General features: G+C 70.2%; 13 protein-coding genes and 1 riboswitch. Of the genes, 8 read left to right on the top strand and 5 right to left on the bottom strand.

Annotated elements, in window-relative coordinates:
• Positions 1-392 precede the first annotated feature (392 nt).
• Positions 393-1,565, top strand: coding sequence for a YncE family protein (locus FEF34_RS11125; protein ID WP_138053031.1), 1,173 nt, complete (start codon positions 393-395; stop codon positions 1,563-1,565).
• Between the two features lie 96 nt (positions 1,566-1,661).
• Here FEF34_RS11125 and FEF34_RS11120 read toward each other — a convergent pair whose 3' ends face one another.
• A complete protein-coding gene (locus FEF34_RS11120; protein WP_138053030.1) occupies positions 1,662-2,300 on the bottom strand; it encodes a GNAT family protein in 639 nt (212 codons plus the stop codon).
• Positions 2,301-2,394: 94 nt separating this feature from the next.
• On the opposite strand from FEF34_RS11120, the gene FEF34_RS11115 reads away from it, so the two are divergent.
• Positions 2,395-2,610: an EF-hand domain-containing protein gene (locus FEF34_RS11115; protein ID WP_138053029.1), complete on the top strand. Its 216-nt coding sequence runs from the start codon at positions 2,395-2,397 to the stop codon at positions 2,608-2,610.
• 282 nt (positions 2,611-2,892) lie between these two features.
• On the opposite strand, the gene FEF34_RS11110 is transcribed toward FEF34_RS11115, so the two are convergent.
• From FEF34_RS11110 to gcvT, 4 genes are all read right to left on the bottom strand, one after another.
• The gene (locus FEF34_RS11110; RefSeq protein WP_138053028.1) at positions 2,893-4,263 is read right to left on the bottom strand and encodes an L-serine ammonia-lyase; all 1,371 of its coding nucleotides are present in this window, start codon (positions 4,261-4,263) and stop codon (positions 2,893-2,895) included.
• 189 nt (positions 4,264-4,452) lie between these two features.
• A complete protein-coding gene (gene glyA / locus FEF34_RS11105; protein WP_138053027.1) occupies positions 4,453-5,712 on the bottom strand; it encodes a serine hydroxymethyltransferase in 1,260 nt (419 codons plus the stop codon).
• A 27-nt stretch (positions 5,713-5,739) separates the two neighbouring features.
• On the bottom strand, positions 5,740-6,114 hold the full coding sequence (gene gcvH, locus FEF34_RS11100; RefSeq protein WP_138053026.1) for a glycine cleavage system protein GcvH: 375 nt from the start codon (positions 6,112-6,114) through the stop codon (positions 5,740-5,742).
• 55 nt (positions 6,115-6,169) lie between these two features.
• Positions 6,170-7,285 carry a glycine cleavage system aminomethyltransferase GcvT gene (gene gcvT, locus FEF34_RS11095; protein WP_138053025.1) on the bottom strand — a complete coding sequence of 372 codons (1,116 nt, stop codon included), beginning with the start codon at positions 7,283-7,285 and terminating at the stop codon, positions 6,170-6,172.
• 159 nt (positions 7,286-7,444) lie between these two features.
• Positions 7,445-7,542, bottom strand: a riboswitch (glycine riboswitch).
• Positions 7,543-7,674: 132 nt separating this feature from the next.
• On the opposite strand from gcvT, the gene FEF34_RS11090 reads away from it, so the two are divergent.
• The 6 genes from FEF34_RS11090 (at position 7,675) to FEF34_RS11065 (ending at position 14,278) form a co-directional block, all read left to right on the top strand.
• Positions 7,675-8,376: an AAA family ATPase gene (locus FEF34_RS11090; protein ID WP_138053024.1), complete on the top strand. Its 702-nt coding sequence runs from the start codon at positions 7,675-7,677 to the stop codon at positions 8,374-8,376.
• A 291-nt stretch (positions 8,377-8,667) separates the two neighbouring features.
• Positions 8,668-9,426, top strand: coding sequence for an enhanced serine sensitivity protein SseB (locus tag FEF34_RS11085; protein WP_138053023.1), 759 nt, complete (start codon positions 8,668-8,670; stop codon positions 9,424-9,426).
• Positions 9,427-9,540: 114 nt separating this feature from the next.
• The gene (locus tag FEF34_RS11080) at positions 9,541-10,323 is read left to right on the top strand and encodes an enhanced serine sensitivity protein SseB C-terminal domain-containing protein (protein ID WP_138053022.1); all 783 of its coding nucleotides are present in this window, start codon (positions 9,541-9,543) and stop codon (positions 10,321-10,323) included.
• A 212-nt stretch (positions 10,324-10,535) separates the two neighbouring features.
• Complete coding sequence (locus FEF34_RS11075) at positions 10,536-12,206, top strand: ABC transporter substrate-binding protein (protein ID WP_138053021.1); 1,671 nt, start codon at positions 10,536-10,538, stop codon at positions 12,204-12,206.
• Positions 12,207-12,311: 105 nt separating this feature from the next.
• Positions 12,312-13,316, top strand: coding sequence for an ABC transporter permease (locus tag FEF34_RS11070; RefSeq protein WP_138053020.1), 1,005 nt, complete (start codon positions 12,312-12,314; stop codon positions 13,314-13,316).
• Complete coding sequence (locus tag FEF34_RS11065; protein ID WP_138053019.1) at positions 13,316-14,278, top strand: ABC transporter permease; 963 nt, start codon at positions 13,316-13,318, stop codon at positions 14,276-14,278. The genes FEF34_RS11070 and FEF34_RS11065 overlap by 1 nt, the downstream gene beginning before the upstream one ends.
• The last annotated feature ends 1 nt before the right edge of the window (position 14,279 follow it).

The following is a 14,279-nucleotide window of genomic DNA, read 5'->3' as shown; positions in this document are numbered from 1 at the left end:
GCCGTCTCGGCGGCGAGGGGGGCTTCGTGTGCGTGCGGGCGTGGACGGGGTGGGGTGTATCCGCGCTGCCGCTCTTCTGGACGACCTGGCCCGGGTCGATGGGGGTCGTGGGACCGACTATGGCAGACATCCGGCCATTCGCCAAAGCGGCAAATGCGGGCAATGGTCGCCATAGGTTGGCAATGCAACATTGAATCAAAGGTGAACTGATCCGCTTTCCTGGTAAACGATGAACAGATATCGAGGCGAACGGGTGAATCTTCGAACGCAAGACGGCCTGGCGTGTGTCGGACCGTGGGCGTGAACCGGGCCCGTCGCTAGTTTTCGTCGGCATCGCACCCACTGCGCGGGCACGGATCGCCCGGGGTGCCGACCACGGAGCGAGCCGACTGATGCTGCATCTCACCAAGCGATCCCTGCCGCTCCTCGCGACCGCCCTGCTCGCGGCCCTCGGCGCCGGCTGCGAAGCTTCCGCGGAGAAGCAGGGGACACGGACGCCGCCGCCGGTCCGGACGCGGGAGGCCGGTGTGCCCCTGGGGCTCCCCGGCATGCCACCGCTCCTCGACCCCGCGGACGTCTACGCGGCCGACCGCCCCGGCCGGCTCTCGCCCGTCGTGCGGGACTTCCCGTCCCGGGTGTACGTGCCCAACACCAACTCCAACACCGTCTCGGTCATCGACCCGACCACGTACAAGGTCGTCGAGACCATCCCGGTGGGCGTCCAGCCGCAGCACGTCGTCCCCTCGTGGGACCTGAAGACCCTGTGGGTGAACAACAACCGGGGCCACACCCTCACCCCCATCGACCCGGCCACCGGGATCGCCGGCCGGCCGGTGGACGTCCACGACCCGTACAACCTCTACTTCACGCCCAACGGCCGCTACGCCGTCGTCATGGCCTCCATGGACCGGGAGCTGGTCTTCCGCGACCCGCACACCATGCGCACGCTCAAGACGACACCCGTCACCTGCTACGGCGTCAACCACGCGGACTTCTCGGCGGACGGCCGGTACTTCATCGTCTCCTGCGAGTTCTCCGGCGAGCTGCTCAAGGTCGACACGGAGAGCATGGAGGTGATCGGACAGCAGAAACTGCCGTTCGGCGGAGCCATGCCGCAGGACGTGAAGCTCTCGCCGGACGGCAGGACCTTCTACGTCGCCGACATGGTCGCCGACGGCATGTGGGTCCTCGACGGCGACCGGTTCACCACACCGAATCTGCTGCCCACCGGCAAGGGTTGCCACGGCCTGTACGTCAGCCGCGACTCCCGGGAGATGTACGTGACCAACCGGGGCGAGGGCTCCGTCTCCGTCTTCGACTTCGCGCAGGACCGGCTGACGAAGAAGTGGCGGCTGCCGAACGGGGGTTCCCCGGACATGGGCGGTGTATCCGCGGACGGCAGGGTGCTGTGGCTGTCGGGGCGCTACCACTCCGAGGTGTACGCGATCGACACCACGACCGGCGAGCAGCTCGCCCGCATCCCCGTCGGCAGCGGCCCCCACGGCCTGGCCGTCTACCCCCAGCCCGGCCGTTACTCCCTGGGACACACGGGCGTGTTCCGCTGACCGGTCGCCGCGGCCCGGCGCCGGGTGCGACCACCGGCAGGGGCGCGGTGGCCGGTGGCCGCCCGTGCGAACCGGGCGGGCCCGCGATCGCCGCGGCTACCCGGCCACGAGCAGGGCCTCCGAGCCCACCGGCCGGTAGCCCGCCTGCTGGAACGCCCGTACGCTGCGGGCGTTTCCGGGCGACTGCTGGGCCCATACGTGCGCACCCGGCACCAGATGGCGTGCCGCGACGGCGAGTCGCACCCCCAGCCCGGCACCGCGCGCCTCCGGGTCCACCTCGATCGCGGCCTCCCACCGCCCGGCCACTCCGCGGCCCAGGACGAGCACGCCGCCGTCTGCGGCCCACACCCGCACCTCGTCACGGAACTTCAGCGCCCGCGCCACCCGGGGATGGTCCGGGTCGGCGATCTCCCGCAGTTCCAGCCCGGGTTCGCCGCTCCGGGCGGCGGCGACCGTGAGCAGGTCGATGGTGTTCATCGAACGGCCGGTCTTCGCCATCAGCGTGGTCAGGAAGCCGGGATTCATGCTCGCGGCGAGCGGATCGCCGGCGGCCGCGGCCAGGGCGTCGCGCACCCACCCCGGGTCCGCGTCCGTGAACACCACCGAGTGAGCGGTGAACGCCAGCACGCCCGCGTCCCGGGTGCTGGGCTGCGGCACCACCGTCGTGCCGCCGTCCGGCGGCGGGAACTCGTCCCGCGCCGCCGCTTCCAGAATCCGTGCCACCGCGTCGCTCATACCCTCATCGTCCCCGACGGCCCCCGGCGCCCGGACCGCCGCCCCCGCCGATAACCTGGCCTGCGTCAGTAATGCACCAAGAAGGGGTGGACCTGTGGCGGACATCGAGTCGGCACGCAAGGCCTTCGATCGATTCGACCTGAACGGCGACGGGCTGATCTCGGCCGCCGAGTACAAGAGCGCCATGGCGCAGCTGGGCGACTTCAACGTGACCGAGACGGTCGCCGAGGCGGTCATCAGGACCAAGGACGCCAACGGCGACGGCCTGCTGACCTTCGACGAGTTCTGGGCCGCGCTGAACCAGGCCTGACACCGGCTCGTACGCCGCGCCGACGGCGCCCCCTGCACGACGACGGCCCCCGGCGCACGCCGGGCGGGCGACAGGGCCGCTGCGTTACCGACTCGAGCGGGGCGCAGCGGCCCGCCCTCTATACGGCCGGCAGGCTCGGCAGACTCCAACTCAGGGAGATCTCAGGGAGTTTGCCGGGGGTGAGGGAGTCCTCAGGGAGATCCACTCTGCATGGCCCGGCATGGCCCGGCATGGCGGCGCAAGGTTCAGCAAGGTTCAGCGGTGCAGGTCAGGCGGCAAGTCTCAGCACTCGATGATGTTCACCGCGAGACCGCCGCGAGCGGTCTCCTTGTACTTCACCGACATGTCCGCACCGGTGTCCTTCATGGTCTTGATGACCTTGTCGAGGGAGACCTTGTGGCTGCCGTCGCCGCGCAGGGCCATCCGGGCGGCGGTGACGGCCTTCACCGCGGCCATGCCGTTGCGCTCGATGCACGGGATCTGGACGAGACCACCCACCGGATCGCAGGTCAGACCCAGGTTGTGCTCCATGCCGATCTCGGCGGCGTTCTCCACCTGTTCCGGGGAGCCGCCCATCACCTCGGCGAGCGCGCCCGCCGCCATCGAGCAGGCCGAGCCGACCTCGCCCTGGCAGCCGACCTCGGCGCCCGAGATCGAGGCGTTCTCCTTGAAGAGCATGCCGATCGCGCCGGCGGCGAGGAGGAAGCGGATCACACCTTCCTCGTCGGCTCCGGGCACGAAGTTCATGTAGTAGTGCAGGACCGCCGGGATGATGCCGGCCGCACCGTTCGTCGGGGCGGTCACGACCCGGCCGCCCGCCGCGTTCTCCTCGTTCACGGCCATCGCGTAGAGCGTGATCCACTCCATCGCGAGCGCCTTCGGGTCGCCCTCGGAGCGCAGCTTGCGCGCGGTGGTGGCGGCCCGCCGCCGGACCTTCAGCCCGCCGGGGAGGATGCCCTCGCGGGACATGCCGCGCGAGACGCAGGCCTGCATGACCCGCCAGATGTCCAGCAGCCCCTCGCGGATCTCGTCCTCGGACCGCCAGGCCTTCTCGTTCTCCAGCATCAGCGAGGAGATCGACAGCCCCGTCTCGCGGGAGAGCCGCAGCAACTCGTCACCGGTCCGGAAGGGGTACTTCAGCACGGTGTCGTCCGGCACGATCGGGTTCTCGCCGGCCACCGCGTCCTCGTCGACGACGAAGCCGCCGCCGACCGAGTAGTAGGTCTTCTCCAGCAGCGTCCCGCCCTCGGCGTCGTACGCCCACAGGGTCATGCCGTTCGCGTGGTACGGGAGCGCCTTGCGGCGGTGCAGGACCAGGTCCTCGTCGAAGTCGAAGCCGATCTCGTGCACTCCGAGGAGCCTGATGCGCCGGTCGCCCTTGATCCGCTCGACCTCGTCGTCGGCGGTCTCGACGTCGACCGTCCGGGGCGAGCTGCCCTCCAGGCCCAGCAGGACGGCCTTCGGAGTGCCGTGGCCGTGGCCGGTGGCGCCCAGCGAGCCGTACAGCTCCGCACGTATCGCCGTGGTCTGGGCCAGCAGGCCCTCGTTCTTGAGCCGGCGGGCGAACATGGCGGCCGCCCTCATCGGGCCGACCGTGTGGGAGCTGGACGGCCCGATGCCGATCGAGAACAGGTCGAAGACCGAGATGGCCACGGGGTACTCCTTGGGGGATGGCTGTGCTTTCCCGGGGGACGCGGTGTCCCAGTGCGGCTCTGCCGCGGGCCGGATCCCCGGCCGGCGGGCCGGGGCAGGAAGGCGCGGGTGTGCGCCGGGTGCACGGTGCGGGGCACCGCACTCACCGTCCGGTGTGCGCGGTGCCCCGTCGGTCGTGCGAAGGTCTGCTTACAGACCAGGGTAGAGCGGGTGCTTCGCGGCGAGCGCCGAGACGCGGCCCCCGAGGACGTCCGCATCGTACGAGGGCTTGAGCACCTCGGCGATGATGTCGGCGACCTCACGGAAGTCCTCGGCCTGGAAGCCGCGGGTGGCCAGTGCCGGCGTGCCGATCCGCAGACCCGAGGTGACCATCGGCGGGCGGGGGTCGTTCGGGATCGCGTTGCGGTTGACGGTGATGCCGACCTCGTGGAGCCGGTCCTCGGCCTGCTGGCCGTCCAGCTCCGAGTGCCGCAGGTCCACCAGCACCAGGTGCACGTCCGTGCCGCCGGACAGCACGGAGACACCCGCCTGCTTGACGTCGTCCTGCACCAGGCGCTCCGCGATGATCTTCGCGCCTTCCAGGGTGCGCTCCTGGCGCTCCTTGAACTCCTCCGAGGCCGCGACCTTGAAGGACACCGCCTTGGCGGCGATCACGTGCTCCAGCGGGCCGCCCTGCTGACCGGGGAAGACCGCGGAGTTGATCTTCTTGGCGAGCTCCGCCGTGGAGAGGATCACACCGCCGCGCGGGCCGCCCAGCGTCTTGTGGGTGGTGGTGGTCACGACATGGGCGTGCGGCACCGGGTTCGGGTGCAGCCCTGCGGCGACCAGACCCGCGAAGTGGGCCATGTCGACCATCAGGTACGCGCCGACCTCGTCCGCGATCCGGCGGAACGCGGCGAAGTCCAGCTGACGCGGGTACGCCGACCAGCCGGCCACGATCAGCTTCGGCTTGGACTCCTTGGCGAGCCGCTCGACCTCGGCCATGTCGACCTGTCCGGTGGCGTCGTCCACGTGGTAGGCGACCACGTTGTAGAGCTTGCCGGAGAAGTTGATCTTCATGCCGTGGGTCAGGTGCCCGCCGTGCGCGAGGTTCAGGCCCATGATCGTGTCGCCCGGCTTCAGCAGGGCGAACATCGCCGCCGCGTTGGCCTGGGCGCCCGAGTGCGGCTGCACGTTCGCGTGCTCGGCGCCGAACAGCTCCTTGATGCGGTCGATGGCGATCTGCTCGACGACATCGACGTGCTCGCAGCCGCCGTAGTAGCGGCGGCCGGGGTAGCCCTCGGCGTACTTGTTGGTGAGGACGGAGCCCTGGGCCTCCATGACCGCGACCGGAGCGAAGTTCTCCGACGCGATCATCTCCAGGGTGGACTGCTGACGGTGGAGCTCGGCGTCGACGGCGGCGGCCACGTCCGGGTCGAGCTCGTGGAGAGGGGTGTTGAGAAGCGACATCACGCGATCCCTAGGGTCGAGTCCTGGTCAGCTGGCGAAATCGGTGTACTCGGCGGCGGAGAGCAGGTCCTCCGGCTCCTCCGCGACCCGCACCTTGAACAGCCAGCCGCCCTCGAACGGGGCGGAGTTCACCAGCGACGGGTCGTCCACGACGTCCTGGTTGGCCTCGACGACCTCACCCGTCACCGGGGAGTACAGGTCGCTCACCGACTTGGTCGACTCCAGTTCGCCGCAGGTCTCGCCCGCGGTCACCGTGTCACCGACCTCCGGGAGCTGGACGTACACGACGTCGCCGAGGGCGTTCGCCGCGTGCTCCGTGATGCCGACCGTCGAGACGCCGTCCTCGGCGGCCGACAGCCACTCGTGCTCCTTGCTGTAGCGCAGCTGCTGGGGGTTGCTCATGACCTGAATTCTCCTGTACGCGGGGAAGTGCTGCTGATGGGGTATGCCGGAGTGACTACTTCTGGCGCTTGTAGAAGGGGAGCGCCACGACCTCGTACGGCTCATGAGTACCGCGGATGTCCACGCCCACGCCCTCGGTTCCGGGCGTGGCGAGCGCGGCGTCCACGTAGGCGATGGCGAGCGGCTTGCCGAGGGTCGGCGACGGCGCGCCGGAGGTGACCTCGCCGACGACCTGGCCGCCTGCGACCACGGCCATCCCGGCCCGCGGCACCCGGCGGCCCTGGGCGACCAGGCCGACCAGCTTGCGCGGCGGGTTCGTGGCGGCACGCTCGGCGGCGGCCTCCAGGGCCTTGCGGCCGACGAAGTCGCCCTCCTTCTCGAATTTCACGACCCGGCCGAGACCGGCGTCGAAGGGGGTGAGCGACGTGGTCAGCTCGTGCCCGTACAGGGGCATGCCCGCCTCCAGGCGCAGCGTGTCACGGCAGGACAGGCCGCACGGCACGAGACCGGCCGGGGCGCCGGCCTCGGTCAGCGCCCGCCACAGCGTCTCCGCGTGCCGCGGCTCGACGAACAGTTCGAAACCGTCCTCGCCGGTGTAGCCGGTACGCGCGATCAGCGCCGGGACGCCGGCGACGGTGCCGGGGAGGCCGGCGTAGTACTTCAGTCCGTCCAGGTCGGCGTCGGTGAGCGACTTGAGGATGCCGGGCGACTCGGGCCCCTGTACGGCGATCAGCGCATATGCGTCCCGGTCGTCGCGTACAGCCGCGTCGAAGCCCTCGGCACGCTCGGTGAGGGCGTCCAGGACGATCTGCGCGTTGGAGGCGTTGGCGACGACCATGTACTCCGTGTCGCCGAGGCGGTACACGATCAGGTCGTCGAGGATGCCGCCGTCCTCCCGGCAGATCATGGTGTAGCGGGCGCGGCCGGTGGCGACGCCGCCGATGTTGCCGACCAGCGCGTAGTCCAGCAGGGCGGCGGCCTGCGGCCCGGTCACGGTGATCTCGCCCATGTGGGAGAGGTCGAAGAGACCGGCCTTCGAGCGGACGGCGTTGTGCTCGTCGCGCTCACTCGCGTAGCGCAGCGGCATGTCCCAGCCGGCGAAATCGGTCATGGTCGCGCCCAGCGAGCGATGCAGGGCATCGAGGGCGGTGAGACGGGGGGCGTTGCTCATGGATGGGGCTCCCAGGGCATGACTGGCGAGGACGATCCTCCCCATCTGTCATCGAAACCTGAGAGGTTCGTCACGACCACACGTAGCGGACGTACGCGAAGGGCGTGACTTGCACCTTGGGTGGAACCGCAGGACTGCGGATCGCTTTTCAGATCTGCCTCGTCGCGCGCGGTACGGGGCCTGAGAGATTCAAGGGAGGGACTTGCTCCTTCGGCGCCCGGCCCACACAGTGGCCAGGACTCTCCCGCGCGGATTCAAGCGGCCGGTATGCAGTTTGCGCGGACATCATTGCACGGGCGCCCGCGTCGGCAAATCACTTGTCGGTCATTACCTTTTCTTTAAGCTTCTTGGGCAGGGTCTCGGAGACCCGACAGGGGGAGAGTGAGCTGATGACGTTGCAGCAGTCCGGCGCCTATCCGGCGACCGCAGGGGTACCCGCCCGGCCCCGAGTCCCCGCGCGAGCCGCCGGGGCCACCCGGCGCGGCCTGCCGATCGGCCTCACCACGGCCCAGCCCGTCGTGCGTGACCTGCGGGAACGCGAGGGGTGCGATACGCGTGCCCTGGTGTTCCGCCGCGGCGACGTGGTCGTGATCTCCGGGCTGCCCGGCAGCGGCAAGTCCACGCTCATCCGGCGGGCGGCCGAAGGCGGCGGGATCGACTCCCAGGACGCCCGGGACCGCTGGGACCGGCGGATGCCCAGTGCCCTGCCGTACGCCGCCTACCGCCCGCTCGTCCGGTTCGCGCACTACGCGGGGCTGCGGCGGGCGCTGCGCTCCGGCGAGAGCGTGGTCGTGCACGACTGCGGCACGCAGTCGTGGGTCCGGCGCTGGCTGGCCCGCGAGGCCCGCAGACGGGGGCGCGACCTCCATCTGCTGCTGCTGGACGTCACCCCCGAGACCGCCCGTGCGGGCCAGCGGGAGCGCGGCCGCGGCGTCTCCGGCTACGCCTTCACCCGCCACCGCCGAGCGGTCTCCCGCCTCCTCCGCGTGGCCGAACGCGGCCACCTCCCCAAGGGCTGCGCCTCCGCGACCCTCCTCGACCGCGCGGCGGCCTCCGCGCTCACCCGGATCGGCTTCACCGACGGGTCCTGAGGTGCGGACGCGGGACGGCGGCGAGTGGGCGGCCCCGGACGGCCGGCTTCGGGGGCGGTCCACGGAGCCGGGCCCGGCGAGCCGGGCCCGCAGCGACCGGCTCCGGGCAACGGGCTTCGGGGAGCGGTCCGCAAAGACGGAGCCAGTCGGGTCGGGCCGCGCGGGGCGTTCGACGGTGCCCCGGGGCCCCGGCCCGCGCGCCCGAGTTCCGCCCCCGCCCCGCCCGCTACCCTGCTGTCGGAGGACATCGTGGCCGGCCCGTCCGGGTCGGCGGGGGAAGCAGGGATCACAGTGGACGCGACATGGCCCGCCAATGAGCTCGAAGAGGTGCTGGCCGCTTCGGTCGGGAACCCCTCGGCCGGGGGGCGGATCGTGGAGGTGCTCGGGCGGAGCGCCGTGTGGGTGCCGCTGCCCAGGGGCGGCGGGCCCGACAGCACCGACCTCGACCTGCCGACGATCGGGATCGACGGCGCCCCGTACGTCCCGGTCTTCAGCTCCCGGGAGCAGTTCCGCCTCGGCGCGGGCGACCACATGTCCGGCACGGTCGCACCCGCGGTCGAGTTCGCCCGGGGCCTGCCCCCGCAGCTCGGCATCGCCGTGAACCCGGGCGGCGCCGTCGGCGTACCGCTGCCCCCGCCCGCCGTCGCCGAGCTGTGCCGCGCGGGCCGCACGCCGCTCGGGGACACCTCCCAGGCCGGAGACGCGGCGAGCGGCGGCCGGGTCCGGCTCTTCGAGCCCGACTGGCAGGAGGAGCCGGTCGACTTCCTCGCCGCCGCGGCCGGCGAGTTCGAGTCGACCCGCGTCGTCCAGACCGCCCGCCGGATCCTGGCCAGCATCGAGGGCGGCCCACCGGTCCTGTTCGTCGGCGTCCAGCTCTCCGCCTTCGACGGCCCCGACCGGACCGCCCCCATGGACGCGCTCGGCCGTGCACTCGGCCGGGTCGCCGTGCGGTGGCCGGTCAACCTGGTCCTGCTGGACATCGCCCAGGACCCCGTAGGCGACTGGATGCTGACCCGGGTCCGGCCCTTCTACACCCGCCAGTACGCGTAGCCGTCAAGTTGGTGTCGGTACGGCCGCTTAAGCTGGTTTGATGACGTGGTCGCCGCACTCGCGTGCCCAGGGCGGCCCGAGGGAACGGCGGATCGAAGAGGGGTGGGACCCAGAGTGAGTGCGTCAGGCACCGCGGCGGCCGGGCAGGTCGAGCACATGCTGCGCCAGGTGACGCCCGGGCGCTACGACGCGTACGAGGCGCTGCTGCAGGCACTCGCCGACGGCCGGGTGTGGATGCTCCTCTGGCACGGCCAGGCCGGATCCCCCGACGCCCAGTACGGGAACATGGAGGTGGACGGCCTCGGATACGCGCCCTGCGTCACCTCCGCGCAGGAGCTCTCCGCCTCCGGCTGGAGCAGGGCCCACGAGATGGTCGCCGGCGCCGACATCGCCCGCGCCCTCTACCCCGACCGCTGGGGCATCTGGCTCAACCCGCACGCGCCGGGCGGCGGCGTCGGTGTTCCCTGGCCCGATCTGCGCCGGATCGCCACCGGACTCGACCGGATGCCCGCCGGTCCGCTGCGCCTGACGGAACCGGCCATCGAGATCCCCCAGTTCTACGCCCTGCTCACGCAGAACGCGCACCGCACCCCCGCCGTCCGCTCCCTGCGCAGAGCCTGGGTGCAGCCGTCGCTCGGCGCCCCCTACCTCGCCGTCGGCCTCGACCTGTACGACACGGGCCAGCAGTCCGTGGAGTCGGTGCGCGCCATGATGCAGCAGTCGATCGCCGCCGTTCCGGACGGCCTTCCGGTGTCGACCGTCGCCATGTCGGACGAGTACGACCCGGTCGCCATGTGGCTCCGGGCCAACACCCGCCCGTTCTACGACCGGGAGGCCCACGCCGGTCCTCCCCGGCAGTCCGGCTACGGGTACCCTCCCGCCCAGTTCCCCCGCTGAGGGCCCGCGGGGGCCGCGCCGCCCCGGCCAACCGGGCCGTGTGTCCGGGAAGTTAACGGGACGAGGGCTGATGTCCCGGATCGGACCGGTTTGGCGAGTGTCCGGGTCTCGACTGTGCATCACCGCTATGCGGACTGTTCTCCCGTTCGAGACTCGTCTGTAGTGTTCGGCCGGTCAAGACCTCCTCCACAGGCGGATTCCAGGGGTGGACCATGCCAATATTCAAGTCCAGAGCCGTGAGAGTGATCACCGCGGCCGTCGCGGTCGGCCTCGTCGCCACCGGCTGTGCGAGTGAGCGCGGCAAGGGCGGCGACAAGGGCGGCGACAAGGACACCTTCGTCTTCGGTGCCCCGGGTGACCCGGGCTCCCTGGACCCGGCCCTCGCGAGCGACGGCGAGACCTTCCGCGTCACCCGTCAGGCGTTCGAGGCGCTGCTCGAGCACAAGTCCGGTGGCAGTGAACTCGTCGGTGGTCTCGCCGAGAAGTGGTCCAGCAACCCGGAGGGCACGGTCTGGACGTTCAACCTGCGCAAGGGCGTCAAGTTCCACGACGGCGAGGCGTTCAACGCCGCCGCGGTGTGCGCCAACTACGACCACTGGTACAACTGGACGGGCACGTACCAGTTGGACGCCGTGTCGTACTACTGGCGGAAGATCATGGGCGGGTTCGCGAAGAACGAGGACCCCGAGGCTCCGAAGGCGAACTACAAGTCCTGCACCGCGAAGGACGACAGCACGGCGGTCATCGAGGTCAACGAGCCCTCGGCCAACCTGCCCGGTGGCTTCTCCCTCCAGGCCCTCGCGATCCACTCCCCGAAGGCGCTCGAGGAGTACAAGAAGCAGCAGGCGACCTCCAAGGGTGACGCCATCACCTACCCCAAGTACAGCCAGGAGGCCGGCACGGTCGCCGGAACCGGCCCGTACAGGATCACGAAGTGGAACAAGGGCAACAAGGAAGTCTCCCTCGAGCGCTTCGACGACTACTGGGGTGACAAGGCCAAGGTGAAGAACCTGGTCTTCCGTACGATCGACACCGAGGACGGCCGGCGTCAGGCGCTGCAGGCCGGTGACATCGACGGCTACGACCTGGTCGCGCCCGCCGACATCAAGACCCTCGAGAGCGCCGGTTTCACGGTGCCGACCCGTGACGTCTTCAACCTCTTCTACCTCGGCATGACCCAGGAGAAGAACCCGGCGCTGAAGAAGCCCGAGGTGCGGCAGGCGATCGCGCACGCCATCGACCGGGAGAACATCGTCAAGACCCAGCTCCCCGAGGGCGGCAAGGTCGCGACCCAGTTCATGCCGGACACGGTCGCCGGCTTCTCGGAGAACGTGAAGAAGTACCCCTTCGACACGGCGAAGGCCAAGTCGCTGCTGGCCGGCGCCAAGGAGGAGAAGCTCTCGGTCGAGTTCTGCTACCCGACCGAGGTCACCCGCCCGTACATGCCTGCTCCGCAGGACATCTTCGAGCTGATGAAGGCCGACCTGGGGAAGGCCGGCATCAACGTCACCCCGAAGCCGATGAAGTGGGCCCCGGACTACCTGGACGCCACCGAGGCCGGTTCCTGCGACCTGCACATGCTGGGCTGGACCGGTGACTTCAACGATGGTTTCAACTTCATCGGGACCTGGTTCGCGAAGAAGGACAAGCAGTGGGGCTTCGACGACGCGAAGGTCTTCGACTCCGTGAACGCCGCGTCGAAGGAGGCGGACCCCGCCAAGCGCGTGGACGCGTACAAGAAGGCCAATGAGACGATCATGGAGTACCTGCCGGGGCTCCCGATCTCGTCCTCGCCGCCGGCCATCGCCTTCGGCAAGAACGTCAACCCGCCGAACGTCTCCCCGCTGACGCAGGAGAACTTCGCCGAGGTCTCGTTCAAGTAGCACACCGCATGGGGTCCGCCCGGCCACGGAACACACGTGGCCGGGCGGACCCGCATCCCATTCCCGTACCACTCGTACAACACACGCAAGAAAGGGGCATGCGGGGTGTTGCGACTCGTCGTACGACGACTGCTACAGCTGGTACCCACCCTGCTCGGCCTGTCGGTTCTGCTCTTCATCTGGCTGAACCGGCTGCCCGGCGGACCCGCCTCAGCGATCCTGGGCGAGCGGGCGACCGAAGCCGAAGTGGCACGCATCAACCGGGCGCTCGGACTCGACCAGCCGCTCTACGTCCAGTACGGACGCTTCCTCAAGCGCATCTTCGAACTCGACCTCGGCACCTCGACCCAGACGGGGCAGCCGGTGTGGGACGAGTTCGTCCTCCGCTTCCCGGCGACGGTCGAACTCGGCGTCGCCGCCATGCTGATCGCCGTGGCGGTCGGCATTCCGCTCGGCTACCTGGCCGCCCGCAAGCGCGGCGGCTGGCTCGACGTGGCATCCGTCTCCGGATCGCTCGTAGGTATCTGCATCCCGGTCTTCTTCCTCGCCCTGATCCTCAAGGGCATCTTCGCCGTCAATCTCGGTCTCTTCCCGAGCTACGGCCGGATGGCAACGGGCCTCGACGCGACCAGCGTGACCGGCTTCGCCGTCCTCGACGGCGTCCTCACCGGGGAGTTCGACGCCTCATGGGACGCGATCATGCACCTGGTGCTGCCCGCGCTCGCCCTCTCCTCCATCCCGCTCGCCGTCATCGTGCGCATGACCCGCGCCAGCGTGCTGGAGGTCCTCGGCGAGGACTACGTCCGCACGGCCGAGTCCAAGGGCCTGGAGCGGAAGACCGTCCGGGGCCGCCACATCCTGCGCAACGCGCTGCTGCCCGTGGTCACCACGGTCGGTCTGCTCACCGGAAGCCTGCTGTCGGGCGCCGTGCTCACGGAGTCGGTGTTCTCCTTCGGCGGCATCGGCTCCTTCATCCGGAACGCGATCGACGCCCGTGACTACCCGGTGCTCGTGGGCTTCATCATGTTCATCGCGATGGTGTACGTCCTGATCAACCTGCTGGTGGACCTGGCGTACAGCGTCATCGATCCGAGGGTGCGGGTGCACTGATGAGCCTGGCTGCTACCAAGACATCGAAGATCGACCGGCTCGCGGAGCTCACCGCGAAGACCGAGACGTCGAGCGGCGCGAGCCTCTGGCGGGAGGCCTTCCGCCGGCTGCGCTCCAGCAAGATGGCGATCATCGGCGCGATCGTCATCGCCGTGTTCGTCGTGGTCGCGGTCGTGGGTCCGTGGTTCGCCCCGTACACCCCGACGGCCCAGACCTGGCGCGGTGAGGTCTTCCCCAACCAGGGCAGGTTCGTCGGCGCTCGCGGCGAGAACTGGCTCGGCCTGGACCACCTGGGCCGCGACCTGTTCTCCCGCATGCTCGTGGGCTCCCGGCAGACCCTGCTGGTCGGCGTGGTCTCGATGCTCATCGGCCTGACCGTCGGCGCCCTCGTAGGCGCGCTGTCAGGGGCCGCGGCGACGCTCGGAGGCCGCGCGGGACAGCGCCTCGACGACGTCATCATGCGTGTCACCGACATCATGCTGGCGATGCCTTCGCTGCTGCTCGCCGTGTCCGTCGCCGCCGTGATGGGACAGTCGCTGACCACGGTGATGATCGCCGTCGGTGTGGTGCAGATCCCCATCTTCGCCCGGCTGCTGCGCGGTTCGATGCTCGCCCAGGGAGGCAAGGACTACGTGCTGGCCGCGCGGTCCCTCGGCATCCGCAAGCGGCGCATCGTGCTCACCCAGATCATGCCCAACTCGCTGAGCCCGGTGATCGTCCAGGCGACCCTGAGCCTCGCCACCGCCATCATCGAGGCCGCGGCGCTGTCGTACCTGGGCCTCGGCAACCCCGACCCGGCCGTTCCGGAGTGGGGTGTGATGCTCTCGCAGGCGCAGCGCTTCTTCGACAACGCTCCGATGATGTCGATGTACCCGGCGGTCGCCATCATCATCACCGCCCTCGGCTTCACCCTGCTCGGCGAGGCCATGCGCGAAGCCCTCGACCCGAAGCTGCGAGGTTGAT

This window comes from Streptomyces marianii, assembly GCF_005795905.1.
Lineage (GTDB): Bacteria > Actinomycetota > Actinomycetes > Streptomycetales > Streptomycetaceae > Streptomyces > Streptomyces marianii.
Note: the sequence above shows the minus strand (reverse complement) of the source record. Positions and strands in the feature narration are given on the sequence as shown.

Bases quoted from the DNA above. Each gene is read 5' to 3' on its own strand.
- FEF34_RS11090 (WP_138053024.1), top strand. From the start codon at position 7,675: ATGACGTTGCAGCAGTCCGGCGCCTATCCGGCGACCGCAGGGGTACCC.
- gcvT (WP_138053025.1), bottom strand. From the start codon at position 7,285: ATGAGCAACGCCCCCCGTCTCACCGCCCTCGATGCCCTGCATCGCTCG.
- FEF34_RS11075 (WP_138053021.1), top strand. From the start codon at position 10,536: ATGCCAATATTCAAGTCCAGAGCCGTGAGAGTGATCACCGCGGCCGTC.
- glyA (WP_138053027.1), bottom strand. From the start codon at position 5,712: ATGTCGCTTCTCAACACCCCTCTCCACGAGCTCGACCCGGACGTGGCC.
- gcvH (WP_138053026.1), bottom strand. From the start codon at position 6,114: ATGAGCAACCCCCAGCAGCTGCGCTACAGCAAGGAGCACGAGTGGCTG.
- FEF34_RS11125 (WP_138053031.1), top strand. From the start codon at position 393: ATGCTGCATCTCACCAAGCGATCCCTGCCGCTCCTCGCGACCGCCCTG.
- FEF34_RS11065 (WP_138053019.1), top strand. From the start codon at position 13,316: ATGAGCCTGGCTGCTACCAAGACATCGAAGATCGACCGGCTCGCGGAG.
- FEF34_RS11120 (WP_138053030.1), bottom strand. From the start codon at position 2,300: ATGAGCGACGCGGTGGCACGGATTCTGGAAGCGGCGGCGCGGGACGAG.